Below are 25,423 nucleotides of genomic sequence, written 5' to 3' on the forward strand. Positions count from 1 at the left end.
AGTAACATCTGTAAATTCAGTATTTAATGACCCTTTGATTACTGCTAATAATACTGAGTTTAGTGGGATTGATAAGAATAAAGGCGATAATAGAGCTTTAGGAAAAGAAGAGATAGCTTTAAATTATATGCAAGATGCAAAAGATTTAAAAGAAGCCTTAGCTGAAACATCTAATATGTCAAAAGAAAGTATTGATAATATATTTTTAACAACGCAAAAAGGAATGGTAAATTTCTTTGATAAATCTTTAATTGATTTACAATTAAATACAGTATATAAAGATAAAAAAGATGACATTCAGTTTGTAATAGATGAAGCTAAACAATATTTTACAGAAGCCTCAAAAGGACAAGTATATCTTGATAGAAATACAATGCAATTAGTTCCAATGATGGATATAAATAATTATAGAAATTCATTATATACTCCATCAAGTAATTCTAAAATAGTAAAAGATACTTTAGTATCACTTGGATTAACAGGAGCAGGATTAGTAAGTGCTCCAGAAGTATCTATACCTGCTTGGGTTATTGATACATATAGGAACTATAATAGTAATGGATTAGACCCTCAAAATACAATTGTACCTGCAGGGTTAGGAAATCCCTTATCACCTAGAATATTGCAACAAGCAGGAGCAGGATTAAGTATAATTAATACTGTGCAATCAATAGATAATTATGAAGATAAAATTAAACAATTAGAACAACAACGAGATAGTCAAAATAATCAAGAGTTACAAAATATATATAATAATAAAAATAATGTTAAAATCATAGATATACAATCAACTAATAATGTAACCAAAATGAAGTTTATAAAGGTAAATCCATGATAGTAAAAATTTGGAATTATTATATTAAGTGGTTGTTAAAATATTTAGATACAGATAGTGGATTGAATAAATATAAATTTACTTTAATGGAAATTTTGCATATTGGAATAGCATTTTGTATATGTTTTATAATTTTTTATTTTATAGTTGGTAGTAATTGGATATTAATGATTTTTGGAGTTTCAATAGGATATGGAAGAATATTTCTTGACCAAGTTTTAAAAAAATATGATAAAAATCATCCTTATGACAAACGATATACTCCATTTTTAAGATTTATTGCATATTCATCTATTTTATTTGTAACAATTGGAGGTACATATATACTTATAAAAGATGCATATGAAAATAATACAAACGTTCAAAAGTTTATTCAAAATGAAGTTTTACCTGAAGTACAAAAAGATATAGAAAGAGAAAAAAATGCCAATAATTAAAGTTTTATTACTGAGTTTTTTGATTTTTATGGTTATTAAAATAGGGGTCAGTAAAACAGTAAAATTAAAATAGGGGTCAGGTGATAACGATAACCTAAGTTACATAAATAATATTGCAAAATGTAATTAATTGAATTATAAAAAAATATCTGAGTTAAAATACTTTTATCTTATTGCAAAAGGTGTAAGTATGGCAAGAAGACCAAGAATAGAAATAGCAGGATATTACCATATTGTAAATAGAGGAGTAGAAAGAAGAGTTGTTTTTTATGATAAAGATGACTTTGAATATTTTCTAACCTTATTATCTGATGGCTGTGTAAAGTTTAATATAACTTTGCATAACTATTGCCTAATGAATAATCATTACCACCTTCTAATTGAACTAAAAGAAGAAAATCTTTCAAAATTTATGAGATATTTAAATTCTACATACGCAATATATTTTAATAAAAAGTATAAAAGAAGTGGACATTTGTGGCAAGGAAGATTTAAATCATGGTATGTGGCAAATGAAGCTTACCTTTATATTTTAATGAGATATATTGAACAAAATCCATTAAAAGCAAAAATAGTTGAAAGAATAGAATATTATCCTTATAGTTCTAGTTATCATTTTTTTAAAGAAGAAAAAGTTCCTACATATTTACAAAATTCTTGGATAGTAAAAATATATGGGCAAAATATTAATGAGATAGAAAACTTTTTTACTTTAGAGATAGATAGTGCAGACTTGAAAGAATTACTAAAAGCTTCAAGTTTAGTAGATGCACCAGATATTGAGAAAAAAGTAGATAAAGAAAAACTAAAAAAACTCTTTCATGAAGTTACGGATAATCAAACAAGAAATAAACATATATTAGAGGCATATAAACAAGGATATTCACAGTATGTAATTGCTAAAATTATTGGAATATCCCAGCCTGCAGTTAATAAGATAATTAGGAGAAGTACTTGATAAAGTTATCGTTATCACCTGACCCCCAATGGTCTGAATCTTGGTAAGGTTGCAGAACAACCTGTTGGTGTTGATAATCCAAAATATAGAGGTAATGCTGACCAAGTTTTATTACCTAGAGATTATTCACTAAACTGGGTAAAAAGTGTTAGAGATGGAAAAACAGGAAAAGTTTATACGATTGAAGAATTTAAGACACTGTTCCCTGAACAATTTAGAAAGTGATATAAAATGGCATATACTGAGAAAGAAAAAGAATTAATTACTACATTATTAGGGAAAATAGAGTTGATTGAAGAGATATTAACATCAAAAGGCATTAATGTTTCTGATAGTTATAAATATATAATTAAAGTGAAAAATATACTAAAAAATAAAGATGAGAAAGGTATGAAAAATGTTAAACAACATTTATTTATGGATTTTAGGCAAATGTTTGAATCATCAACATCTTTTGAAGAGTTGAATATATTAGTAGAAGAATCTTTTAGAATAGCAATTTTAAATTCAATTTTTAATAAATAAAAATCCAATAAAGGGGGTCAGGTGCAATGGCGTTAAGTTAAGCAATAAATCCTCTAAATAAGGTGTTTAACGACTACTAAAAAACACTTTTTTTCTTCCTTTTCTGATGATTAGCACTTTTAATACCTTTAGTATTTTTACCTATTTCTTTAGTAGGTCTTTCATATTTTCTATTTGGTCTTATAGCTATAGTATTTGTTAAAAATAGTTTACTCATCTCTTCAAATATTATCTCTATATCTTTGTTACTATAAAAGAGTTCAAAGCAGTAGTTTTTAACTGTATTAAAAGAGATAGATTTATTAATCTTTTGTTTAAATTTAATATTTGTTTTACTAGATAGCTTTTCATTACTATTGAAAGTAACTAAGGTTTCTAAATTACTTATAAATATTGTTGCATAAAAATCTTGTTTTATTGCAAGTGCTGATAATCCTGTAAAATTCTCTAAAGATAATCTATTTTTAATAATCTCATAAAAACTCTCTATTCCCCATCTTTTAAAGTATAACTCTTTAAAATCATCTGTTTTTAGTACCTTACTATTTAATACAGAAGTTCCTAGTACTTCAACCTCTCCATCATCTAAGATAACTTGTACAAATCTAACTTTTATATTTAAGGGTAAGTTTTGTTCTATTATCTCTTTATTGAGTTTTTTAGTTGTTGGTTTTAATGTTACGACAGTATCTTTTACTAAGCTGTTTTTATCAAATAAAAACTGAATATCTTTATACCAACTTTTCTTCATTCTAATTAAAAAGTCTGCATTATACTTTGTTGTTATAGTTGTAAATAATTCATAAGATGGATAAGCTCTATCTGCAATAACTAAATCATTCTTTTGAAGTTTTTTAAAATGATTATCTTTTGCAATTTTAATTTCACTTGTTTTAGAATCTATGATTATTGAATCAAGAGTTATATTATTTAAAACATCATATAAAACAGAAACTCTAGCTTGTACTATTATTTTAGATTTATCTTCATATTGATTAACAACATTAGTAGTACAAAACTCTTTTTTAACATCATCATTAAAAGGTAAAGTTACCATACTTCCATCTATTGCTAATAATTTAAATCCTTTATATGTTTTATAATCATAATCTCTATACATCATATCACTAGCATCATTTGCTAGTTCTTTAAAAGCTGTATAATTTAATTTATCTCTAGCTTGGGAATAAGCACTTTTAGAAACAGTTTCCAAATCTTCATCTAATAAGATACTTAAATGTTTTTGTGTTTCATTTAAGACATTTTGTATAGATTTAACACCTTTTCTGACAACTGTTAATAATACTTTTGAAAAGGGTAATTTTCTATTTCTTGTAAAATCTTCTTTATTCATCTTATTTTCACTTTTAAAACTATCAGATAGTATTTTATCTTTAAAAAACTCTAAATTCAATATTGTTTTTTTTTAGTTCAATTGACATAATTTACCTTTTAATAATATTTATTATTATATTGTAAAAGTGCTTATAAAGCCCATAAAAACAGGACTTTATATAGATTATTTTTGTAATACATTACTTGTTTTATGGTGAGTTTTTTATTTGTAAATCGTTATAGTTTATTTATAATTATTTGATGAATAAAAGAAGTTGAAATTTATATTTTAAGATAATTTGTTTTTAGTACTTTTTTAATGTTTTTGCTTAACTTAACGCCATTGGGGGTCAGGTGCAATGGCGTTAAGTTAAGCAATAAATCCTCTAAAAATAAAAATAGAAAAGGAATAGGGTCAGTTGCCACCTTCAAAGCCAATAAAAATTAACATATTTTAGACTCTTTTTGTTTAAAGCATTTATATTCATCAAATTTCTAATTTCTTATACAAAATATTAAAAAAAATATTTATTCAAAAATTTATTTTTTTTTGCTACAATCCCAGCATGATAAAAAGATACCCTACAAAAAAGATTTATGTTGGCAATGTTGCAATTGGTGGTGATGCTCCAATATCTGTACAGTCTATGACTTATAGTAAAACTTCCGATATCCAAGCTACGGTTGAGCAAATAAGACAGTTACATTTTGCTGGTGCAGATATTGTAAGAGTTGCAGTTCCTGATATGGAAGCAGCACTTGCTTTAAAAAGTATAAAAGAACAGACTTCCTTGCCACTTGTTGCTGATATTCATTTTAACCATAAATTAGCACTTATTGCTGCTGAAAGTGTGGATTGTATTAGATTAAATCCTGGAAATATTGGAAGTAAAGATAGAGTAAGAGAAGTTGTGAAAGCTTGTCAAAATAGAAATCTACCAATAAGAATCGGAGTTAATTGTGGCTCACTAGAAAAAGAGTTTGAAGATAAGTATGGACAAACAGCCGCTGGAATGGTTGCAAGTGCTGATTATAATATTAAATTTTTAGAAGATTTAGGTTTTACAGATATAAAAGTATCTTTAAAAGCTAGTGATGTTCAAAGAACAGTACAAGCTTATAGGGATTTGAGACCTATGAACAATTATCCATTTCACCTTGGAGTTACTGAAGCTGGAACTTTGTTTCACTCAACAATTAAATCATCTATTGCTTTAGGGAGTTTATTACTTGATGGTATTGGTGATACTATGCGTATTTCAATTACTGGTGAGTTAGAAAAAGAGATTGAAGTTGGACGTGCTATACTAAAAGATGCAGGACTAACAAAAGAGGGATTAAATATTATCTCTTGTCCAACTTGTGGAAGAATTGAAGCAGATTTAGTAACAGCCGTTGCTGAAGTTGAAGAGAGAACAAAACATATAAGAACACCACTAAATGTCTCTGTTATGGGTTGTGTTGTAAATGCTTTAGGTGAAGCAAAAAGTGCAGATGTTGCAATTGCCTATGGAAAAGGTAGTGGTTTGATTATAAAAAAAGGTGAAACTATTGCAAAACTGCCAACAGAAGAACTTCTTGAGAGATTTTTAGAAGAAGTGGAAAAAGAAGTAGAAAATCAAAAAGAGTAGATTAACAAAAGAATAATCTATTCTTGGCTAGAATAATATCCTTTAATTGGAGAAATAATGGATAGTATTTATAGTATAAACATAGAAAGGGCAGTTCTAAGCTCAATTTTATTTAATCCTGATGAGATAGAGGATGTTTTAGGTATCTTAAAACCTAAAGATTTTTATCTGCCAGCCCATCAAAAAATCTTTGCAGTTATGGAAAAACTTCATAATGATGATTTACCAATCGATGAAGAGTTTATTAGAAAAAGAGTAAATTCTAAAGATGTCGATGATGATATTCTTATTGAAATTCTATCAGCAAATCCAATTACAAATACATTAGCTTATACAAAAGAGATAAAAGATGGAAGCGTAAAAAGAGAGCTTTCAACACTTGCAACAACCATAAAAAAAGTAGCAATTGAAGACGATATTCCTGCTACACAAGCTGTGGATACTGTACAAAATGAACTTTATAAAATCACTACTGATTCAGCTTCTAGTGAATTAAAAGATATCCATACAATTACTGATGATACCTTAAGTTATATAAAAAGAATGAAAGAACTAGGTGGGAAACACCTTATTGGTGAAACAACTGGGTTTTATGATTTGGATAAAAGAACAACTGGATTTAATGAAGGGGATTTGATTATCATAGCAGCTCGTCCTGCTATGGGAAAAACGGCACTTGTTTTAAATATGGCACTTAAAAATGTTGAAGCAAATAAAGGGGTGATTTTCTTCTCACTAGAAATGCCAGCAGAACAGTTGATGCTTAGAATGTTAGCGGCTAAAACTTCAATTCCATTACAAAATCTTAGAAAAGGGGATTTAAATGATGAACAATGGTCAAATTTAAGTGCAGCCTTTGAAGATTTAAATAAAAAAAGACTTTTTGTTGATGATGGTGGAAGTGTAAATATTAACCAACTTCGAGCGAGAGTACGAAAACTAGCACAAAATAAAGATAATAATATTTCTATGGTAATTATCGATTATTTACAACTTATGCAAGGAACGGGAAATAAAGATAGACACCAAGAGGTTTCTGATATAAGTAGGGGACTTAAAATGCTTGCAAGGGAGATGAAAATCCCTATTATTGCACTTTCTCAGTTAAATAGGGGACTTGAAAATAGACCAGATAAAAGACCTATGCTTAGTGACTTAAGGGAGTCTGGAGCTATTGAGCAAGATGCTGATATTATCATGTTTGTATATAGGGATGATGTTTATAAAGAAAGAGAAGAAGCAAGAAAAGAGAAAGAGGCAAAAGATAAAGGTGAAGAGTATAAATCTAGTTTTATAAACAAACCTGTTGAAGAGGCTGAGGTAATTATTGGTAAACAAAGAAATGGACCAATAGGTACAGTTAAACTTGATTTTCATAAGGCATTAACAAAATTTGTAGATAAAGAACACAGAGGTGAAGCACCTATTGAAGTTGTTTTTGAAACAGTTGCAGATGTGCAAAAAGAGACAAATATTGATATCCCAAATATTTTATAAGGGCATTTATTGTTAGAAAAAATTGATTTAGAAGTTATAAAAAACATTGCTTTAGAAGCAAGTAAAGTAATAATTGAAATTTATAGAAAAGATTTCCAAGTTGAGTACAAAGATGATAAATCTCCTTTAACAGAGGCTGATTTAAAATCTAATGAAATTATTTGTAATAGTTTAAAAAAACTATATCCAAATATTCCTATTATGTCTGAAGAAAATAAACAAACAGATTATGAGGAAAGAAAAAACTGGGAGTATTATTGGTGTATTGATCCAATAGATGGAACAAAAGAGTTTATCAAAAAAAATGATGAATTTACAATCAATATTGCATTGATTCATAATCAAGAACCAGTGCTTGGTGTAGTTTATGCTCCAGCAATTGATATCATGTATAGTGCAAAAAAAGCTTTAGGTGCTTTTAAAAATAATGAAAAGTTACCTATCAAAAAAAATGATGATAAGTTTATTATTGTAGCAAGTAAATCTCATATGTCTAATGAAACTCAAGAGTATATAAATAATATAGAAACCACAAAAGAAAAAGAGTTGATTTCTATGGGAAGTTCTTTAAAACTATGTTTAGTAGCTGAGGGAAAGGCTAATTGTTATCCAAGAATTGCACCAACAATGGAGTGGGATACAGCTGCGGCTGATGCAATAGTAAGAATTGCAGGAAAAATGACATATAATTTTGAGACAAAAAAAGCATTAATTTATAATAAAAAAGATTTATTGAACCCTAATTTTGTGGTTGAATAATATATAATTAATAAAATCTATTTAAAAGAGTTTATATGGCATATGATTTTTGGAATAATTTTGATTTTGTTCCTTACGATTTGACATTGAAGTTTGATTACAGACTAGAAAAAGTTATTTATACCTTGGAAAATTTTTTTAAAAATGTAAAATTAGACTCATATGAAGATGAGCTTGTAGAGTTTTATTTAGCAGGTTCTTGTATAAAAGCTGACAGCTTTAGGGATATTGATATATTTTTAACTACTAAAGAGAGCTTAGAAAAAGTGTGTGCAAATTTAGATAGAAAGTATTTTTTATATGAAAATAATTCTAATACCTATCTTTATGATGAAGATTTAATCCAATTGGTTTATCGGGAAAGATTTTTAAATAAAGATTTAAAATTTATTGTAGATATATTTGATTTTTACTCTACAAAAATAGGTTTTAAATGTGTACTAAATACAAAAACTTTTAAAATAGAGGTAAATGAAGCTTATATAAGAGAAGAGTTTATTGAGTATGTACTTACTAAAAAAAATGGTTTAACAAGGGTAAATATTAATCCTTTTGTTACCCTTCAAAGGGCAATTCACTTTTTAAAAAGGGGAGATGATGTGCCTTTTTATGTATTTCTACAAATTTTTTCTAAAATTTCAGAGATTGATAAGGCTGAACCAATTGAAAAATATTTTGATAGATTGCAAGGTGATGAAGATAAGGTTAATGAAGTAAAAGAAGCTATTGCTAAATATTTGTCATTTAGTTCTAATTAAAAAGTAATTTAAAAATTTAATGATATAATTTTTTTATTATTAAAAGGTATAGCATGGGATCTAAAAAAGCTTTTTCATTACTAGAATTAATTTTTGCAATAGTTATAATAGGTATAATCTCTACAGTGGCAGTTCCTAAGTTATTAGATACAAAGGCAAATGCAGAAGCTGTTACTATCAAAAAAGATATAGTTACTATTGTCTCATCAGTTAGAGCATATTATTTAATAAATGACAATTTGGATGAATTTAGTAGTGCTTTAACTCTTAATCAAAATATATGGGATGTGGATGGTACAACTGCAACTTTTAAAGATAATCAATCAGATTGTATCTCAATTTCTATTGAAAATAGAAAACTAAATGTTACTGTAATAGATGAAAATAATGGAAAAATCTGTGAGAAGATAAAAGCTTCTGGAGTTTCATCTACAACATACGACTTATAATGGATAATCATGGAAAAAGCAATTTTTTTAGATAGGGATGGAGTTATAAATGTTGAAAAAAACTATTTATTCAAAGTTGAAGACTTTGAGTTTATAGATGGGGTTTTTGATACATTAAATTATCTTCAGAAACTTGGATTTAAACTTTTTATAATAACCAATCAATCAGGCATTGGTAGAGGTTATTATACACAAGATGATTTTAATAAACTAACTTCATGGATGGTAAAAGAGTTTGAAAAAAAAGATATTATTATATCTCAAGTTGAAGTTTGTCCTCATGCACCAAATGAAGAGTGTAATTGCAGAAAACCAAATACAGGTATGATAGATAATATTTTAAAAAATCATAAAATAAATTTAGAAAAATCATGGCTTATTGGAGATAAAGAATCTGATATCTTATGTGCAAAAAATAGTGGAATAAAAAATACTATTCAAGTAAAATCAGGACATGATTTTGATGAAAAAAGTAGCTTGGCAAATTTTGTATGTAATTCTATTAAAGAAGTAAAAAATATAATTATCCCTCTTTCTTAACTTTTATTATAAAACCGTAACTTAATTTTCGATAGAATAAAGCCCATTTATGTAAAGTAGGAAAATATGAAATATACAGAATATGATTTTAATGAAAAAACTATATTAATTACTGGTGCTGCTGGATTTATTGGTTCAAATTTATGCTTTTATTTTCAAAATAATTATCCAAAATCAAAGGTTATTGCATTAGATTTATTTAGAAGTGGTGAGACTTTAAGCAATGGTAATTTAAAGTCTTTTGGTCACTATAAAAATTTATTAGGTTTTAAAGGTATTGTTATAAGTGGCGATATCAATGATAAAAAGCTATTAAAACAAATTGATGAAGATTATGATTTTGATTTTATTTTCCATGAGGCTGCTATTTCAGATACGACCGCTAGTGAGCAAGACTTGATGATAAAAACAAATGTAAATGCCTATGAAGACTTATTAAAAATTGCAATTAAACACAATGCAAATATGATTTATGCAAGTAGTGCTGCAACTTATGGTGATGCTGCTTCTCCTCAAACAGTAGGAAATGAAAACCCTGGAAATGTTTATGGTTTTTCAAAACTTATGATGGATAATATTACTTATGATTATTTAAAACAAGATTTAGATATCTCTATTGTAGGGCTTAGATATTTCAATGTGTATGGTCCAAGGGAGTATTACAAAAATAAAACAGCTTCAACTATGATACAATTTGGTCACCAAATATTAGCTGGTAATACACCAAAATTATTTGAAGGAAGTGATAAAATTCTAAGGGATTTTATCTATATTGAAGATGTAATTCAAGCAAATATAAAAGCAGCAACTCCTAAAAAAAGTGGAGTTTACAATGTGGGAACTGGGAAAGCTAGATCTTTCCAAGATATTGCAGATATCTTACAAAAAGAGTTAGGGACTAATTTAGGGACAAATTATATTCCAAATCCATATATTGGTCAGTATCAATTTCATACTGAAGCAAATATAGAAGATACAAAAATTTATTTAAATTATATGCCAAGATATGAGATGGAAGATGGAATAAAAGATTATATTAGTGAGATTAAAAGAATATATGAAGTGGAGGTTAAATAATGGAAAGAATTTTACAAAATGAAAAAAAACCAAATATTTTAGTTATTGGTGATTTAATGGTTGACCACTACTTATGGGGAACTTGTGATAGAATTTCACCAGAAGCTCCTGTACAAATTGTAGATATTCAAAAAGAGACTTCAGTATTAGGAGGAGCAGGTAACGTAATAAGTAACCTTTTAAGTCTTGGTGCTGATGTTGGTGTTTTATCAGTTGTTGGGGATGATGGTGTTGCTGAAGAGGTAAAATATTTGATTGATGCAACTGATGCAAAAAGTTATTTAATACTTCAAAAGGGTCGTAAAACTTCTAAAAAATCAAGAATCATGGCATCAAAATCTCAAGTTGTAAGATATGACCACGAGAGCAAAAATAATATCTCTTTTGATTCTACTGATAAGCTTTATGCTAAATTACAACAAATAATCAATGGATATGATTTGGTGCTATTATCAGATTATGGTAAAGGTGTTTTAACAAATGATTTAACTCAAAGAATAATTAAAATAGCAAATTCATATAATAAAAAAGTAATAGTAGATCCAAAGGGTAAAAGTTACAAAAAATATGAGGGTGCATATTTTTTAACTCCAAATAAAAAAGAAGCAGAAATTGCAACTGGTATAAAAATTGATTCACCTGATAGTTTAAGGGATGCCCTAAAAGAGCTACAAAAAATAGCAAACTTAGAGATGTCAGTAATTACTTTAAGTGAAGATGGAATAGCAGTATTAAAAGATAAAGAAGTTACTATAAAACCTACAGTAGCAAGAGAAGTTTATGATGTAACAGGTGCTGGTGATACTGTTTTGGCATCACTTGGATATGCCTTATCTTTAACTGAAGATATATACGCATCTTTAGAGTTTGCAAATTTAGCTGCTGGTGTAGTTGTAGGGAAACTTGGAAGTGCAACAGTTACACTTGATGAGATAGAAGATTATAAAGCAACATTGCATAAAAGCTCTATTGAATTACACATAAAAACAGTAAAAGAGATAAAAAAAGTAGCAAAAAGACTTAGAAAACAAAATAAAAAAATCATCTTTACAAATGGATGTTTTGATATTTTACACAAAGGTCATGTATCTTATTTAAACAATGCAAAAGCTTTGGGTGATATCTTAATCGTTGGTGTAAATTCAGATGATAGTGTTAGAAGATTAAAAGGGGAAAATAGACCAATAAACAACCATGATGATAGAGCTTATATTTTATCTGCTTTAGAGTGTGTGGATTATGTGGTTATTTTTGATGAAGATACTCCTTATGAACTAATTGAGCGAGTTAAGCCAGATGTTTTAGTAAAAGGTGCTGATTACAAAGGTAAAGAAGTAGTTGGTTCAGATATTGCTAAAGAGACGGTTTTAATTGATTTTGTTGAGGGTAAAAGTACAACTTCAACTATTGAGAGAATTTTAGGTAAATAATATGAAAAAAACAATAGAAAATGAATTTTTATCACATTTAGAGACAATTCAAAAAGTAATAGAAACTATGGGAGAACCACTTGAAAAAGCTTCAAAATTAGCTGTTGAAACTTTAAAAGCTGGTAATAAAATTTTACTTTTTGGAAATGGTGGAAGTGCAGCAGATGCACAACATATAGCAGCTGAACTAACAGGAAGATACAAAACTGAAAGAAGAGGTCTTCCAGGAATTGCACTTACAACTGATACAAGTGCACTTACAGCTATTGGCAATGATTATGGTTATGATAGGGTTTTTGATAGACAAGTTGAGAGCTTAGCAAATAAAGGTGATTTGCTTATTGGTATATCAACTTCTGGAAACTCTAAAAATGTAATCAATGCTTTTCAAGTAGGGAAAGACTTAGGTTGTAAAATTATTGGATTTACTGGTCGTGATGGTGGAGAGATGGATAAATATTGTGATGTAAATTTAATCGTTCCATCAAATAATACTCCAAGAATACAAGAGATGCACATACTTTTTGGACATACAATTTGTCAACTAATTGATGAAGCATACGAAGGATAAAGATGAGTTTAACACAAGAACAAAAAGATTTGATTTTTAATTCAATAAGAGATGTAAAAGATTTTCCAAAAGAGGGAATTGTATTTAAAGATATTACAACACTTTTAAATAATAAAGAGGCTTTTCAAACATTGATGAATCACCTTGAAGAGAGATATAAATCTTATGATTTAGATTATATTGCCGGTATTGACTCAAGAGGGTTTATTTTTGGTGCAGCATTGGCTGATAGACTAGGTATTGGTTTTGTTCCTGTTAGAAAAAAAGGAAAGTTACCAAGTACAACAGTGTGCGAAAAATATGAATTAGAGTATGGTTTTGATGAGGTAGAGATTCATTTGGATGCTTTCCCTAAAAAAAATCCAAGAGTTTTATTAATTGATGATTTAATTGCTACGGGTGGAACTGCAAATGCAGCTGCCAAACTAATAAAACATGTTAATGCAAATTTGGTTGAAGTATGTTTTTTACTTAATCTTACTTTCCTTTCAGGTGATAAAAAAGTTAGTGAACATGCACCTGTTTATTCTGTATTGGATATTTAATGAGTGAAATTTATATACCTAAAAAAAGTAAATTTGATCCAGATGAAAATGGACATTTTGGAGAATTTGGTGGAAGATATGTTCCTGAAACTTTGATGCCTATTTTACTTGAATTGGAAGAAGAGTATAAAAAATATAGATTTAATCAAGAGTTTTGGGAAGAGGTAAATGAGTTATTAAGGGAGTATGTAGGTAGAGAAAATCCTTTATACCATGCTAAAAATATTTCAGAAGAGATTGGTGCAAAAGTATATTTAAAAAGAGAAGATTTAAATCATACAGGAGCTCATAAAGTAAATAATGTAATTGCACAAGGACTTTTAGCAAAAAAACTTGGCAAAACTAAAGTTATTGCTGAAACTGGTGCGGGACAACATGGTGTTGCAACAGCAACTATTGCTGCACTTTTAGGTTTAGAATGTACAGTATTTATGGGTGCAAAAGATGTGGCACGTCAAGAACTTAATGTATTTAGAATGAAACTTTTAGGTGCAAAAGTTGTAGCAGTTCAATCAGGAAGTAAAACTTTAAAAGATGCGATGAATGATGCCATTAGATATTGGGTTACAAATGCTAGAGATACTTTTTATATAATTGGAACTGTTGCAGGTCCTCATCCATATCCTATGATGGTAAGGGATTTCCAAGCAGTAATTGGTTGGGAAGCAAGACGTCAGATTTTACAAAAAGAGGGAAGATTACCTGATTATGTGGTAGCTTGTATTGGTGGAGGATCAAATGCCATTGGTATTTTTTCACACTTTTTAGAAGATAAAGAGGTAACTTGTATTGGTATTGAAGCTGGTGGATTAGGACTTGATACAAATAAACACGGATGTTCTTTAGAAAAAGGAAGTCCAGGTATTTTACACGGACAATGTTCTTATTTACTTCAAGATGAAGATGGGCAAGTTTTAGAAGCTCATTCTTTTTCAGCTGGACTTGATTATCCTGGAATTGGACCAGAACATGCTTTCCACAAAGATAATAAAATTGTTGATTATGATTCTGTAACAGATGAAGAAGCTTTGGATGCTTTTGTTTGGCTAAGTAGAAAAGAGGGGATTATTCCTGCTTTTGAAAGCTCTCATGCAATAGCATATTTGAAAAAAGCAAAAGATAAATTTCAAGGTAAAATGGTAATTGTAAACTTATCTGGTCGAGGTGACAAAGATATGGTTCAAGCAAAAGATTTATTAAATTTTGAATAGGAATATTTTTGAGAACTAAACTAAAAAATAACTCAGGTAAGATACTTTTCGTAGTTGTAGCAATCTTTTTTTCATTTATTGCTTACGAGTTATATCAAGCACCAGTTAGTGGTTTAGAAGATAAATTTTTATATTTATTAAAATCATATGGATATATTATACTTTTTGCATGGTCTATTTTAGAAGGTGAATTAGGTTTAATTATGGCTGGTCTTATGTCACATGATGGCTCTATGAATCTATATTTAGCTATTTTTGTAGCTGGAATTGGTGGTTTTGTTGGTGACCAAATCTATTTTTATATAGGAAGATTTAACAAAGCCTATGTTCATAGAAAATTTTCAGGACAGAGAAGAAAGTTCGCTTTAGCCCATCTTTTATTACAAAAGTATGGGTGGCCAATAATCTTTGCTCAAAGATACATGTATGGAATGAGAACCATTATTCCAATTTCAATTGGACTTACAAGATATAGTGCAAAAATGTTTGCATTTATAAATCTTCTAAGTGCATGGTGTTGGGCAGCACTTACAATTGTTCCTGTATGGTATTTTGGAGAAGAGATTTTAAAAGTGATTCATTGGGCAAAAGAGCACTGGTATTTTGCTGCTCCATTTGCAATAATTATTGGTGGAAGTATGATTTATTATTTCAGCCAAGCATCAAAAAGGAAGGAAAGAATCCATGAAGATAACATTAAGTAGTGAAAATATTAAAAAAATTGATACTGCTGTTGAGATTAAAATAGTTTTAGATTTAGAAGATGTATGTAAGTATGACAAAGATATATTAGATGATTTAAATTTTAAAGTAAAAGATGAAGAAGTAGTTTTTTTAGTTGAATCAAAGAAGATTTATGTTGGTTGTGAAGAAGAGTCTTATGATGCAATAGCAATTGCAATCTCTACAGCAATAAAAAAGTTTAATTCTACAAAATATAAAGATGCTAAAATAGAGATTTTTGGAGATGAAAGTTCAACTTTAAAAGCTTTAGTTGAAGGTGCGATTTTAGGTTCATATACTTTTGATAAATATAAAAGTAAAAAAGAAAAAGAGATTAAAAAAGAGTTAATAATTATTTGTAAAGCTACAAAAGAACTACAAAAAATAGTTGATGAGTCAACTCATATAGCAGATTCTGTAAATAAAGTTAGAAATTTTGTAAATACAACACCTCAAGATTTCTATCCAGAAATTATGGCAAAAGAAGCGAGAAAAGTTGCAAAAGATAATGGAATAATTTGTAAAATTCATGGTGAAGAGTTTTTAGAAAAAAACCAGATGAATGCAATGTTAAGTGTTGCAAGAGCAAGTATCCATGAACCAAAACTTATACATTTAGCATATAAACCAAAAAATGCAACTAAAAAAATTGTACTTGTAGGAAAAGGTTTAACTTATGATTCAGGTGGATTATCTTTAAAACCTGCTGATTTTATGGTTACTATGAAATCAGATAAAAGTGGTGGTTGTGCTGTAATTGGGATTCTAAATGCTGTTTCAAAATTAAATTTACCAATTGAAGTTCATGGAATCATTGGTGCAGTTGAAAATATGATTGGTGGAGATGCTTATAAACCTGATGATGTTTTAACAGCAAAAAATGGTAAAACTATTGAAGTGCGAAATACAGATGCAGAAGGAAGACTTGTACTTGCTGATTGTTTATGTTATGCACAAGATAAAATTAAAGACTTTGATTATATTTTTGATTTTGCAACATTAACTGGTGCTTGTGTGGTTGGTGTTGGAGAATATACAACAGGTATTATGGGAAATAATACAATACTAAAAAGAGATGCAGTTAGCTCTGCTTTAAACTCTGGAGAGTATGCTACGAGTTTACCATTTAACAGATTTTTGAAAAAAACTATCAAATCAGAAATTGCTGATATTTGTAATATTGCTAATACAAGATATGGTGGAGCAATTACAGCTGGACTGTTTTTAGATAATTTTATTTATGATGAAAACAAAGATAAATGGCTACATTTTGATATAGCAGGTCCTGCATTTGTTGAAAAAGCTTGGGGATATAATCCTCATGGTGCAAGTGGAGCAGGGGTTAGAATGACAGTTGAGTTTTTAAAAAACTTACTATAATAAATATGAAGGGATTATATAAGCATGATTGAAAAAAAAGGTTCGATATTATCTGTTAGAGAAGATGTAAAAGTTTTTGACTGTACTATTAGAGATGGTGGTTTAGTAAATAACTATCACTTCACAGATGAGTTTGTAAAAGCACACTATGAAACTTGTGTTGCTGCAGGTGTTGATTATATGGAAATAGGGAAAAATAACTCTCCTTCAATTATGAGTGAAGAAGAGTTTGGAGCTTGGAATTTCTGTAAAGAAGAGGATATTAGAAGAATTGTTGGTGAAAATAATACAAACATGAAAATAGCTGTTATGTCAGATATTGGTAGAACAGTTCCATCTGAATTATTACCGAAAAGTGAAAGCGTTGTTGATATGATAAGAATTGCAACATATATTCATCAACTTCCCGCAGCCATTGAGTTAATAGAAGAAGCTCATGCAAAAGGTTATGAAACAACTGTAAATATTATGGCTATATCAAAATCTTTTGATGATGAGTTAAATGAAGTATTAGAGCAATTAAGTAAAACAAATGTTGATATTATTTATATAGCTGATAGTTTTGGGTCTTTTTATCCAGAACAAATCAATAAACTTACAGAAAAGTATTTATCTTATGCTGAAAAAACTGGTAAAAAAATTGGTATCCATGCTCACAATAATTTACAACTTGCATATGCAAATACTATTGAAGCTATGATTTATGGAGCAAGTTTTCTTGATGTTACTATCTCTGGTCTAGGACGTGGAGCTGGAAACTGTCCACTTGAATTATTAATTGGTTTCCTAAAAAATCCAAAATATAAACTTATGCCAGTGCTAAAATTTATTGAAGAGTATATAGTTCCTTTAGAAAAAGAGCTTGATTGGGGATACTCTATTCCGTATATGCTAACTGGTCAATTAAATGAACACCCAAGAGCTGCAATGAAAGCAAGAGATGAGGGTGATACAAAGTATAGAGAGTTTTATAGAAATTTACTTGCAGAATAAGCTAGCTTTTAAAAGCTAGCTTTTTATTTATAAGTTAAAACATAATCTTTATAATTAACTTGTTTTCCATCTTTTATATAAACTCTTGGAACTCTTTTATCAACCATACAAACAATCTCATAATTTATAGTATTTAGTAAGTTCGCAACTTCATCTATATAAACACCATCATTCATATTTCCACCATATAAAATAACTTCATCACCCATATTAACATCTAAGTTTGTTACATCAATAATACATTGATCCATGCAAATAGTGCCGATAACTGGTACTTTTGTTTTGTTAACTAAAACTTTTGCTTTACCACTTAACATTCGTGTATAACCATCAGCATAACCTATAGGCAAAGTAGCGATTTTAGATTTTTTATCACTTTTATATTTTAAACCATAACTAACTCCACAGTTAGCTTCTAAATCTTTTACTTGTGAAATCTTAGCTTTTAAGCACATAACCTCTTTTAAATCAACTATGTCATGATTTACATTTTTTGATGGATATAAACCATATAACATAATACCAGCACGAACCATATCAAAATTAAACTCTGGCAAATCAATAATTGCTGCACTATTTGATACATGTTTAATAGGAATATGTAAACCTTTTGTTTCTAAGCTATTTATTATATGTGTAAACTTTTCAACTTGTTGTCTTGTGTACTGTTTATCTATTTCATCTGCAACAGCAAAGTGAGTAAAAATACCTTCAATAATCAAACCATTCAATTTACTAATATTTAATATTGATTCGATTGTTTCTTCTGAAAAAGACATACCTAGGCGATTCATTCCTGTATCAAGTTTGATATGTATTTTCATATTTTCATTCAAAGAAATAGCTATTTTAGAAAATTCATCTGCTTGTTTTGTTGTATATATTGTTTGAATAATATTATTTTCAATAATCTCTTTTGCAAGATGTTCAGGAGTATATCCCAAAACCAGAATTTCTACATTTGGGAAAGATGCTCTTAATTGTATAGCTTCAGATAATGTAGCAACAGCAAATCTATCAGCACCATTGTCTAATAAGGTTTTTCCAATTGCAACAGCGCCATGTCCATAACCATCTGCTTTAATTACTGCTGTTATCTTGGAGTTTTTATTGGTAATTCTTCTTGTTTCTCTCATATTATGAGCCAAATTATCCAAATTTATCTCTGCCCAAACTGGTCTTGACAATTCCACTTATATATCTCCTGTTAATGTATTATAATTATAGTCATTTATTCTTAGGAAGATAATAAGGAATAAGCTCAAAACCCTTATTACCTTCATAAAAATAAAAAAATCATAAGGAGAAATAACTCCTTATGATTTGTATTTAGATATTATCCTTGATAAAAAGCCGAAAATAATAAAATATCAACATTTGTAGTATTCTTTTTATCTATAGTTATAACATCATTTATAACTTTTCCGATTGCTGGTGCAAAAGTAATACCTAACCAACCTAAACCTGTAGCATGAACTAGATTGTCATAATTTTCATCAAATCCAATAATTGGAATATCATTTGGAGTTAATGGTCTAAATCCAGCCCATTCAACCATATCTCTTTTTTCAAAACTATTTGTATATAAAGAAAGATTTTTATGGATACTATCAATTTGTTTTCTTACAACATTAGGATCATTTGTTCCTAGTTCTAGTTTTGAAGTCATTCTAACTGTATTTCTTCTAGGTGTCATGGCAATAAATAAATCAGCAAATAGTGACGAAGTTTTTGGTTTCAATGAGTCATCCATTTTAAAAGTTATACTATAACCTTTTGCGGGTGTCATCATAAATTTATTTTTTGCTTGTTTAGCTAAAGTATCATCAGCTCCTGTTGATAAAACAAAAGTTTCAGCTTCATATGAACCTTTATTTGTATGGATTTTACTTACTTTTGAACCACTAAACTCTAATTTAGTTACTTCTTCATTTAGTAAAAATTCAACACCATTTTTTTCCAAAAATTTTTTAAGTTCAAGCATGAATTCACCTGGATCAACATGCCCATTTTCTTTTAATAAAATTGAACCAATAACTTTTTCATTTAATATTGGCATATACTCTTTTGTTCTCTCTTTTGAAAGAATCTCATAGGCATCTGGATTATTACAATGAGCTGCTTTTTCATCAAAAGTTTTTTGTTCTGTATATATCATCAAAAGACCATCTTTACAAAAATGGAAATCCATTTCATCTTCTTTTACCATACTTTCATACATGTCTAGACTAATTCGACCATATCTTTCAAATAGCGCAAGAGTTCTTTTTAATCTAGCTTCCGTTGTACTTGCTGCAAATTTTAAAAGCCATTTATATAAATGCAAATCAAAAGTAGGGTGTACACTTGCAGGTGATTCTCCTTTTAGCATCAACTTTAGTGTATCTTGTATAGCTCCTGGTGCACTTAATGGTGCTTTTTTAAATGCAGATAATAATCCTGCATTACCAAAAGATGTACCATTTGTTATGTCACCTTTTTCAATAACCGTTACACTTCTACCACTTTTCATCAAACAATAAGCAGACATAAGTCCGATACAACCACCACCAACGATTACGATGTCTTTTTTCATGATATTCTCCAGTTTATATTATTTTTTAGCTATTGATTCTATTTCAATCAACGCATCTTTTGGTAATCTTGCTACCTCATAAGTTGCACGTGCTGGATAAGGTGCAGTAAAAAATTGTCCATAAATTTCATTTACAACTGCAAAGTCTTCTATATTTTTTAAAAGAATTGTAGTTTTAATTATGTCTTTCATCTCTAATCCAGCTTCTTCTAAGATATATTTTGTATTTTCTAAAGATTGTTTTGCTTGAGCTTTAATATCTGCTCCTGCAAACTCTCCAGTTGTTTGGTCAATAGGTAATTGTCCTGATACATATACAAAGCCATCTTTTTCTACAGCTTGTGAGTATGGTCCTATTGCACTTGGTGCTTTTGTTGAATTAATCGCTTTCATTTAAATCCTTTTGTGATAATTTTTTATTTATTTTGGAAGTATATAATAAAATTTTATTATTGTAAATAGTTTTTATCATATTTTAATAAAAAATTATTACTATTTAAAAAAATTATTATTAATTGACAATTTTTTATTATTTAATTATAATAATTTGTATCTAGTCATATGAGGAAAGTTATGAATCCAAATGTTAAAAACTTTATTCCTATAGCAAACTTTTTAGGTGAAATATTAGGGGCAAATACTGAAATTATATTACATGATTTAACTAACTATAAACAATCTACTGTACATATTATAAATGGTCATATTAGCGGTAGAAAGATTGGTGACCCAACTACTGATTTGATGTTAGATTTTATATCAACAGAATCAAAAGGTGATAAACAGTATATTTGTAATTATAATTCAAAAACTGCAGATGGTAAACTTCTATATTCATCAACATTTTTTATTAGAAATGAAAAAAACAAAATTGTAGGAGCTTTAGGGTTAAATTCTGATTACCATGAATTTAAAAAATCTTTATCTTTTATTACTTCTTTACTGCCAAATTATATTGATGATAAAGTTAATACTTTAAATCATATAAAAGAGAATTTAAGTTCTGATCCTCAAGAGTTAACATTAAATAAAATAGATGCTATTATAAGTCAATTTGATGTTATTCCAAGCAGAATGACTGTTGATGAAAAAACAGAAGTAATGGCTGCTTTAAATGACTGTGGTGTATTTAATATAAGAGGTTCAGTTCAAGAGGTTGCAAAAAAATTAGAGATGTCAGAACCCTCTATTTATAGATATATTAAAAAAATAAAATAGATATTATATAAGGGATATTTTTTGGCAAATATAACAGATAAACTTAGTCCTATAGATATAGAATTTATAGAAAATCAAAAAATATTTTTTGTAACAACAGCACCAAAAAATGGGAAAATAAACCTTTCACCAAAGGGTTTAGACGATACTTTTAAAATAATAGATGAAAATAAAATCCTATGGCTAAATTATTTTGGAAGTGGTAATGAAACAGCAGCTCATTTATTGGAAGATAACAGAATGACCATAATGTTTTGTGCCTTTGAGGGAGAACCAAATATTTTAAGACTTTATTGTAAAGCAAAAGCAATACATGTAAGAGATGCTTTATGGGAAGAGTATATTTCATACTTTGAAGTTAAAAGAGCAGCAAGACAAGTTTTTGAAGTAACTATTGAGAATGTAAACAATTCATGTGGTATGGGAGTTCCTTTATATGACTTCATAGGTCAGCGAGATGATTTAACTAACTATTATGATAGAACGACTAAAGAGGAACATATTGCTTATATGAAGAAAAAAAATCAAATAAGTTTTGATGGGAAGGATACAAAACTTTTTGAGGATTAAAATTTAATCTTTTTTTAGACTTTTCAAGAGAAGAAATATTTATATCATTAATCTTTAATTCAAACTAAAATTTTTAGAAAATGATTCAACTTCATTAAAAGGAATTGCTTTAGAAAAATACCAACCTTGGATAAAATTAATATCCTTATTCATCAATCTTTCATATTCTTCTTTTGTCTCAACACCTTCTAAAACAATTTGTAAGTTTAAACTTATGCACAAGTGACAGATATTGTTGTACAAAACAAGTCCTTTAGTCGTATTTGTAAACTCTATAATTTTTTTATCAATTTTAACTATATCAAGAGGCATTTCATATAACATAGAGAAATTAGTAAAACCTATACCCAAATCATCTAATGAAATTTTAAAATTATTTTCTTTTAATAATTTAAGATTTTCAACTATTTTTTTATTTAATGATGAACGCCTTTCAATTATTTCAAAATGTACATTATATTTTTTTAACATTTTTATAATTTGATTAATATAATTTTTATCTTCAAGGGTATGAGGAAATAGATTTATAGAAACATCTGGATAAAAATTTCTTTCTGCCCAGAAATCCAAGTCTTTTTTAACTTCTTGACATACCCAAATATCAAGAATAGATGACATACCAGAGTTTTCAATATCTAGAATAAAATCAGGACCTTTTATATTTCCATATTTATCTCTTATTCGTAGTAGTGCTTCAAATTCATTACAATTATTTTTTTGTACATTTATTTTAGGTTGGTAATAAACAATTAAATTATTTTGATTGATTTTTTCTATAATTTTATTAATTTTATAATGGGACTTTACTAAAAAAGATTGAGCTTCATAGAATTTTATATTTTGTTTTGCTTCTATAGAAGTTGTAATATCAAATTTTCTAGCCAAATTTTCTAAAGAAAGTGTTGAACTTTGGCTTTTTGTATATTTTTTTACAAAAGGAATATAAATCAATGTTCCTAGTATGATAAGAAAAACTTGAAATAAAACAGCTAGAAGATTTCCATTGGTAGCTAAATAAATATTTAAAATAGCAGGAGTTGTCCAAGGAACAAATGTATCACTAAAAGTAATAAAATGTGTATATGATAATAAAAAATATGAAAGTATGAAGTTAATTACTGGAACAAAAATAAATGGAATCATTAAAGAAAAATTCATAAAAATAGGAATACCAAAGATTAATATCTCATTGATATTAAATATAACAAAAGGTAAAGACATCTTCCCTATAAAAGAAGTATGTTTGTCTTTAGATGCGATAAAAATAGCTATTACTAAAGAAAGACCTGAACCTATACCCCCAAAAATAACAAATAGATTAAAAAAATCATAGTAGTTAAAATTAGGGTACATAAAATTATTTAGACTTTTTACATTTACTATTGAATCAAAGAAATTAATACCATGTATTCCAAAAAACCACAAAAAACTTGAAACGATTGTTCTTATAAACAAAAGTAAACTCTCTTGAATCTCAAAAACAATACTACTTCCCATATTTAAATATATACCTAAGCCACTAAAGATAAAAGTTACAACAAAAAATATAAATGTAAATGGAATTATATACACAATCATGGTAGTGATATTTCGAGAGAGTACATTGTTTAATTTGTTCTGATATTCGTGCAGTATTTCAATAATTTTTGCAAGTAAATATGCTGATAATAAAGGTATTAGGATTGCTAAAATAATGGAATGTGGTGCATTATAACTATTGATATTTGTTTGATGAACAATTACTTCAACACTTAGGTAAATACTTAATGATAAGATAATTGTTAAAAATCTGCTAAGTGTCATATAGTAAATACTTGCCAAGTGATATGAAATACTAATATTAATCAATATAGGGATTAAAAAGGTAATAAGATCAACAATATTTTGTGCATCTTTTAATGTAAAAACAGAATTAAATGAATTAGTATTTTTTAATATTTCAATAGCTAATAGTAAAAATGAATATAAAATATAATAAGGTACTAAGGATATAAATGAAGCTCTTATTACATCAACTATTTGTAAAAATATAATTTTTATATTATTCATTTTTATCCTAAGGTTTTCAGAATTATAACTAATTTTTTAAATAAAGTAAAAAGAAAACCGTAATTTTCAGGGGAATTTTTATAGTTAGATTGAAGTATTGTAAAAAAGACCTTCTTATTGAAGGTCTTTTTTTATTTGTAATATCCAGTACCAATAAATAAGTTATCATTTATTTTTTTAACAAAAGATGTCTTATCCGCTATTTTTTTAGTTACAGGATGAGACCATTTATAATCAACCCAACCTTCACCACTTTTTGCAGTTTTTATTAATTCTTGGATAAGCATTTTTCCACCAGCACCTTTTAAATTAAAAAGGTTTTTTCCTACCATTTTTGGATTTGAACCAAGAGCTTTATTTGTACCTTTAAAGTCATATGCAAACATATAAAGTTCACCTTTAATGAATTCACCTTCTGTTTTATTGAATTCTGCTAAACATGCCTCAACACCTTTATCTGTACAAAGCTTTGCCCCTTTATCAACAAATGCTTTTACTTCTTCTTGTGAAGTAGCGAACCCAAGAGTAGTACAAAGTGCTAGCCCTAAACCTATTTTTACAATTTTTGAAATCATATTTTTATCCTTTTAAAATAATTTTAATGTATGAAATTAATATAAAGATTATTTGTAATATCCTGTACCAATAAGTAAGTCATCATTTATTTTTTTTACAAAAGATGTCTTATCCGCTATTTTTTTAGTTACAGGATGAGACCATTTATAATCAACCCAACCTTCACCACTTTTTGCAGTTTTTATTAATTCTTGGATAAGCATTTTACCACTACCATCCTTAAGATTGAAAAGGTTTTTCCCTACAAGTTTTGGATTTGCACCATGTGCCTTATTTACTCCTGCAAAATCATAAGCAAATATATAAAGTTCACCTTGAACAAATTCACCTTCTGTTTTACTAAATTCAGCTAAACATGTCTCAATACCTTTATCTGCACAAAGTTTTGCACCTTTATCAATAAATGCTTTTACTTCTTCTTGTGATGTAGCGAATCCAAGAGTAGTACAAAGTGCTAGCCCTAAACCTATTTTTACAATTTTTGAAATCATATTTTTATCCTTTTAATAAAATAAAAATAATTCTAATCTTATGATATGAAATTTGTATGATATTTATTTAACTATTTTTAATAAATCCTCAAGCCATTTACTTGCATCTTCTACAGTCTCAAATCTTTTTGATTTAGCAACTTGGTCTTTACCTTCATAAAATCTTACTCTAATACCATCTTCCACATGGTCAATTTTTGTTCTGGTGATTCTATCAAGATTTAAATGTACTCTTTCATTTAGTTTTATAAACATGTGTTTTCTCCTTATATTTACATCATTATAGCAAT

General features: G+C 28.0%; 28 protein-coding genes. 20 read left to right on the top strand and 8 right to left on the bottom strand.

All coding sequences use genetic code 11. The features are described 5' to 3' along the window. The 4 genes from ACQY5W_RS08615 to ACQY5W_RS08630 form a co-directional block, all read left to right on the top strand. Positions 1 to 835 (top strand): hypothetical protein (locus ACQY5W_RS08615; protein WP_428024553.1); only part of this gene is annotated, 835 nt, incomplete at its 5' end. Beyond that, on the top strand, positions 832 to 1,272 hold the full coding sequence (locus tag ACQY5W_RS08620; RefSeq protein ID WP_428024554.1) for a hypothetical protein: 441 nt from the start codon (positions 832 to 834) through the stop codon (positions 1,270 to 1,272). The genes ACQY5W_RS08615 and ACQY5W_RS08620, both read left to right, overlap by 4 nt. A gap of 130 nt (positions 1,273 to 1,402) precedes the next feature. Further along, positions 1,403 to 2,230, top strand: coding sequence for a transposase (locus tag ACQY5W_RS08625; protein WP_428024555.1), 828 nt, complete (start codon positions 1,403 to 1,405; stop codon positions 2,228 to 2,230). Between the two features lie 231 nt (positions 2,231 to 2,461). Further along, positions 2,462 to 2,755, top strand: a complete 294-nt coding sequence (locus ACQY5W_RS08630) for a hypothetical protein (RefSeq protein ID WP_428024556.1) — start codon at positions 2,462 to 2,464, stop codon at positions 2,753 to 2,755. Between the two features lie 76 nt (positions 2,756 to 2,831). On the opposite strand, the gene ACQY5W_RS08635 is transcribed toward ACQY5W_RS08630, so the two are convergent. Then, entirely contained in the window at positions 2,832 to 4,169 is a 1,338-nt protein-coding gene (locus ACQY5W_RS08635; protein WP_428024557.1) for an IS4 family transposase, read from the bottom strand. 487 nt (positions 4,170 to 4,656) lie between these two features. Here ACQY5W_RS08635 and ispG point away from each other — a divergent pair, with 487 nt between their 5' ends. The 14 genes from ispG (at position 4,657) to ACQY5W_RS08705 (ending at position 17,654) form a co-directional block, all read left to right on the top strand. Then, the gene (gene ispG / locus ACQY5W_RS08640) at positions 4,657 to 5,721 is read left to right on the top strand and encodes a flavodoxin-dependent (E)-4-hydroxy-3-methylbut-2-enyl-diphosphate synthase (RefSeq protein ID WP_428024558.1); all 1,065 of its coding nucleotides are present in this window, start codon (positions 4,657 to 4,659) and stop codon (positions 5,719 to 5,721) included. 57 nt (positions 5,722 to 5,778) lie between these two features. Further along, positions 5,779 to 7,218, top strand: coding sequence for a replicative DNA helicase (locus ACQY5W_RS08645; protein ID WP_428024559.1), 1,440 nt, complete (start codon positions 5,779 to 5,781; stop codon positions 7,216 to 7,218). 9 nt (positions 7,219 to 7,227) lie between these two features. After that, positions 7,228 to 7,977 (top strand): 3'(2'),5'-bisphosphate nucleotidase CysQ, encoded by a 750-nt coding sequence (gene cysQ / locus ACQY5W_RS08650; protein WP_428024560.1) that lies wholly within the window; start codon positions 7,228 to 7,230, stop codon positions 7,975 to 7,977. A 35-nt stretch (positions 7,978 to 8,012) separates the two neighbouring features. After that, positions 8,013 to 8,735, top strand: a complete 723-nt coding sequence (locus tag ACQY5W_RS08655; RefSeq protein ID WP_428024561.1) for a hypothetical protein — start codon at positions 8,013 to 8,015, stop codon at positions 8,733 to 8,735. A gap of 53 nt (positions 8,736 to 8,788) precedes the next feature. Continuing rightward, a complete protein-coding gene (locus tag ACQY5W_RS08660; RefSeq protein ID WP_428024562.1) occupies positions 8,789 to 9,184 on the top strand; it encodes a prepilin-type N-terminal cleavage/methylation domain-containing protein in 396 nt (131 codons plus the stop codon). A 9-nt stretch (positions 9,185 to 9,193) separates the two neighbouring features. Beyond that, positions 9,194 to 9,724: a D-glycero-beta-D-manno-heptose 1,7-bisphosphate 7-phosphatase gene (gene gmhB / locus ACQY5W_RS08665; RefSeq protein WP_428024563.1), complete on the top strand. Its 531-nt coding sequence runs from the start codon at positions 9,194 to 9,196 to the stop codon at positions 9,722 to 9,724. A 66-nt stretch (positions 9,725 to 9,790) separates the two neighbouring features. Continuing rightward, entirely contained in the window at positions 9,791 to 10,801 is a 1,011-nt protein-coding gene (gene rfaD / locus ACQY5W_RS08670; RefSeq protein ID WP_428024564.1) for an ADP-glyceromanno-heptose 6-epimerase, read from the top strand. Beyond that, the gene (rfaE1, locus tag ACQY5W_RS08675) at positions 10,801 to 12,231 is read left to right on the top strand and encodes a D-glycero-beta-D-manno-heptose-7-phosphate kinase (RefSeq protein WP_428024565.1); all 1,431 of its coding nucleotides are present in this window, start codon (positions 10,801 to 10,803) and stop codon (positions 12,229 to 12,231) included. The genes rfaD and rfaE1 overlap by 1 nt, the downstream gene beginning before the upstream one ends. Position 12,232: 1 nt before the next feature. Then, positions 12,233 to 12,802 (top strand): D-sedoheptulose 7-phosphate isomerase, encoded by a 570-nt coding sequence (gene gmhA, locus ACQY5W_RS08680; protein WP_428024566.1) that lies wholly within the window; start codon positions 12,233 to 12,235, stop codon positions 12,800 to 12,802. A 2-nt stretch (positions 12,803 to 12,804) separates the two neighbouring features. Then, positions 12,805 to 13,347, top strand: coding sequence for an adenine phosphoribosyltransferase (locus ACQY5W_RS08685; RefSeq protein WP_428024567.1), 543 nt, complete (start codon positions 12,805 to 12,807; stop codon positions 13,345 to 13,347). Continuing rightward, the gene (gene trpB, locus ACQY5W_RS08690; protein WP_428024568.1) at positions 13,347 to 14,558 is read left to right on the top strand and encodes a tryptophan synthase subunit beta; all 1,212 of its coding nucleotides are present in this window, start codon (positions 13,347 to 13,349) and stop codon (positions 14,556 to 14,558) included. Before ACQY5W_RS08685 ends, trpB begins: the two co-directional genes overlap by 1 nt. Before the next feature lie 8 nt (positions 14,559 to 14,566). Further along, a complete protein-coding gene (locus tag ACQY5W_RS08695) occupies positions 14,567 to 15,262 on the top strand; it encodes a DedA family protein (protein ID WP_428024569.1) in 696 nt (231 codons plus the stop codon). Next, positions 15,243 to 16,661, top strand: a complete 1,419-nt coding sequence (locus tag ACQY5W_RS08700) for a leucyl aminopeptidase (protein WP_428024570.1) — start codon at positions 15,243 to 15,245, stop codon at positions 16,659 to 16,661. The genes ACQY5W_RS08695 and ACQY5W_RS08700 overlap by 20 nt, the downstream gene beginning before the upstream one ends. Before the next feature lie 24 nt (positions 16,662 to 16,685). Further along, the gene (locus ACQY5W_RS08705; protein WP_428024571.1) at positions 16,686 to 17,654 is read left to right on the top strand and encodes an aldolase catalytic domain-containing protein; all 969 of its coding nucleotides are present in this window, start codon (positions 16,686 to 16,688) and stop codon (positions 17,652 to 17,654) included. A gap of 23 nt (positions 17,655 to 17,677) precedes the next feature. On the opposite strand, the gene alr is transcribed toward ACQY5W_RS08705, so the two are convergent. The 3 genes from alr to ACQY5W_RS08720 all read right to left on the bottom strand — a co-directional run bounded on the left by alr (position 17,678) and on the right by ACQY5W_RS08720 (position 20,622). After that, a complete protein-coding gene (alr, locus tag ACQY5W_RS08710; RefSeq protein WP_428024572.1) occupies positions 17,678 to 18,847 on the bottom strand; it encodes an alanine racemase in 1,170 nt (389 codons plus the stop codon). Between the two features lie 143 nt (positions 18,848 to 18,990). Beyond that, positions 18,991 to 20,229, bottom strand: a complete 1,239-nt coding sequence (locus ACQY5W_RS08715; RefSeq protein WP_428024573.1) for an NAD(P)/FAD-dependent oxidoreductase — start codon at positions 20,227 to 20,229, stop codon at positions 18,991 to 18,993. Between the two features lie 18 nt (positions 20,230 to 20,247). Further along, the gene (locus ACQY5W_RS08720; protein WP_428024574.1) at positions 20,248 to 20,622 is read right to left on the bottom strand and encodes a RidA family protein; all 375 of its coding nucleotides are present in this window, start codon (positions 20,620 to 20,622) and stop codon (positions 20,248 to 20,250) included. A 180-nt stretch (positions 20,623 to 20,802) separates the two neighbouring features. Between ACQY5W_RS08720 and ACQY5W_RS08725 the strand changes: the two genes are divergently transcribed. Together ACQY5W_RS08725 and ACQY5W_RS08730 are read left to right on the top strand one after the other, a co-directional pair. Further along, positions 20,803 to 21,447: a helix-turn-helix transcriptional regulator gene (locus tag ACQY5W_RS08725; protein ID WP_428024575.1), complete on the top strand. Its 645-nt coding sequence runs from the start codon at positions 20,803 to 20,805 to the stop codon at positions 21,445 to 21,447. Positions 21,448 to 21,468: 21 nt separating this feature from the next. After that, positions 21,469 to 22,017 (top strand): pyridoxamine 5'-phosphate oxidase family protein, encoded by a 549-nt coding sequence (locus ACQY5W_RS08730; RefSeq protein WP_428024576.1) that lies wholly within the window; start codon positions 21,469 to 21,471, stop codon positions 22,015 to 22,017. A gap of 54 nt (positions 22,018 to 22,071) precedes the next feature. Here ACQY5W_RS08730 and ACQY5W_RS08735 read toward each other — a convergent pair whose 3' ends face one another. The 4 genes from ACQY5W_RS08735 to ACQY5W_RS08750 all read right to left on the bottom strand — a co-directional run bounded on the left by ACQY5W_RS08735 (position 22,072) and on the right by ACQY5W_RS08750 (position 25,388). Then, positions 22,072 to 24,066 carry an EAL domain-containing protein gene (locus ACQY5W_RS08735; protein ID WP_428024577.1) on the bottom strand — a complete coding sequence of 665 codons (1,995 nt, stop codon included), beginning with the start codon at positions 24,064 to 24,066 and terminating at the stop codon, positions 22,072 to 22,074. A gap of 131 nt (positions 24,067 to 24,197) precedes the next feature. Then, a complete protein-coding gene (locus ACQY5W_RS08740) occupies positions 24,198 to 24,641 on the bottom strand; it encodes a cache domain-containing protein (protein ID WP_428024578.1) in 444 nt (147 codons plus the stop codon). 48 nt (positions 24,642 to 24,689) lie between these two features. Next, positions 24,690 to 25,133, bottom strand: coding sequence for a cache domain-containing protein (locus tag ACQY5W_RS08745; RefSeq protein ID WP_428024579.1), 444 nt, complete (start codon positions 25,131 to 25,133; stop codon positions 24,690 to 24,692). Between the two features lie 63 nt (positions 25,134 to 25,196). Beyond that, on the bottom strand, positions 25,197 to 25,388 hold the full coding sequence (locus ACQY5W_RS08750; RefSeq protein WP_428024580.1) for a sodium-dependent tyrosine transporter: 192 nt from the start codon (positions 25,386 to 25,388) through the stop codon (positions 25,197 to 25,199). Positions 25,389 to 25,423 lie beyond the last annotated feature (35 nt).

The organism is Arcobacter sp., from assembly GCF_050300555.1.
Classification (GTDB): domain Bacteria; phylum Campylobacterota; class Campylobacteria; order Campylobacterales; family Arcobacteraceae; genus Arcobacter.

Bases quoted from the DNA above. Each gene is read 5' to 3' on its own strand.
- trpB (WP_428024568.1), top strand. From the start codon at position 13,347: ATGAGTGAAATTTATATACCTAAAAAAAGTAAATTTGATCCAGATGAA.
- ACQY5W_RS08725 (WP_428024575.1), top strand. From the start codon at position 20,803: ATGAATCCAAATGTTAAAAACTTTATTCCTATAGCAAACTTTTTAGGT.
- rfaD (WP_428024564.1), top strand. From the start codon at position 9,791: ATGAAATATACAGAATATGATTTTAATGAAAAAACTATATTAATTACT.
- ACQY5W_RS08645 (WP_428024559.1), top strand. From the start codon at position 5,779: ATGGATAGTATTTATAGTATAAACATAGAAAGGGCAGTTCTAAGCTCA.
- ACQY5W_RS08720 (WP_428024574.1), bottom strand. From the start codon at position 20,622: ATGAAAGCGATTAATTCAACAAAAGCACCAAGTGCAATAGGACCATAC.
- rfaE1 (WP_428024565.1), top strand. From the start codon at position 10,801: ATGGAAAGAATTTTACAAAATGAAAAAAAACCAAATATTTTAGTTATT.
- gmhA (WP_428024566.1), top strand. From the start codon at position 12,233: ATGAAAAAAACAATAGAAAATGAATTTTTATCACATTTAGAGACAATT.
- ACQY5W_RS08700 (WP_428024570.1), top strand. From the start codon at position 15,243: ATGAAGATAACATTAAGTAGTGAAAATATTAAAAAAATTGATACTGCT.
- ACQY5W_RS08735 (WP_428024577.1), bottom strand. From the start codon at position 24,066: ATGAATAATATAAAAATTATATTTTTACAAATAGTTGATGTAATAAGA.
- ACQY5W_RS08630 (WP_428024556.1), top strand. From the start codon at position 2,462: ATGGCATATACTGAGAAAGAAAAAGAATTAATTACTACATTATTAGGG.
- ispG (WP_428024558.1), top strand. From the start codon at position 4,657: ATGATAAAAAGATACCCTACAAAAAAGATTTATGTTGGCAATGTTGCA.
- ACQY5W_RS08705 (WP_428024571.1), top strand. From the start codon at position 16,686: ATGATTGAAAAAAAAGGTTCGATATTATCTGTTAGAGAAGATGTAAAA.
- ACQY5W_RS08745 (WP_428024579.1), bottom strand. From the start codon at position 25,133: ATGATTTCAAAAATTGTAAAAATAGGTTTAGGGCTAGCACTTTGTACT.
- ACQY5W_RS08620 (WP_428024554.1), top strand. From the start codon at position 832: ATGATAGTAAAAATTTGGAATTATTATATTAAGTGGTTGTTAAAATAT.
- ACQY5W_RS08685 (WP_428024567.1), top strand. From the start codon at position 12,805: ATGAGTTTAACACAAGAACAAAAAGATTTGATTTTTAATTCAATAAGA.
- ACQY5W_RS08660 (WP_428024562.1), top strand. From the start codon at position 8,789: ATGGGATCTAAAAAAGCTTTTTCATTACTAGAATTAATTTTTGCAATA.
- ACQY5W_RS08740 (WP_428024578.1), bottom strand. From the start codon at position 24,641: ATGATTTCAAAAATTGTAAAAATAGGTTTAGGGCTAGCACTTTGTACT.
- ACQY5W_RS08715 (WP_428024573.1), bottom strand. From the start codon at position 20,229: ATGAAAAAAGACATCGTAATCGTTGGTGGTGGTTGTATCGGACTTATG.
- gmhB (WP_428024563.1), top strand. From the start codon at position 9,194: ATGGAAAAAGCAATTTTTTTAGATAGGGATGGAGTTATAAATGTTGAA.
- ACQY5W_RS08655 (WP_428024561.1), top strand. From the start codon at position 8,013: ATGGCATATGATTTTTGGAATAATTTTGATTTTGTTCCTTACGATTTG.
- ACQY5W_RS08750 (WP_428024580.1), bottom strand. From the start codon at position 25,388: ATGTTTATAAAACTAAATGAAAGAGTACATTTAAATCTTGATAGAATC.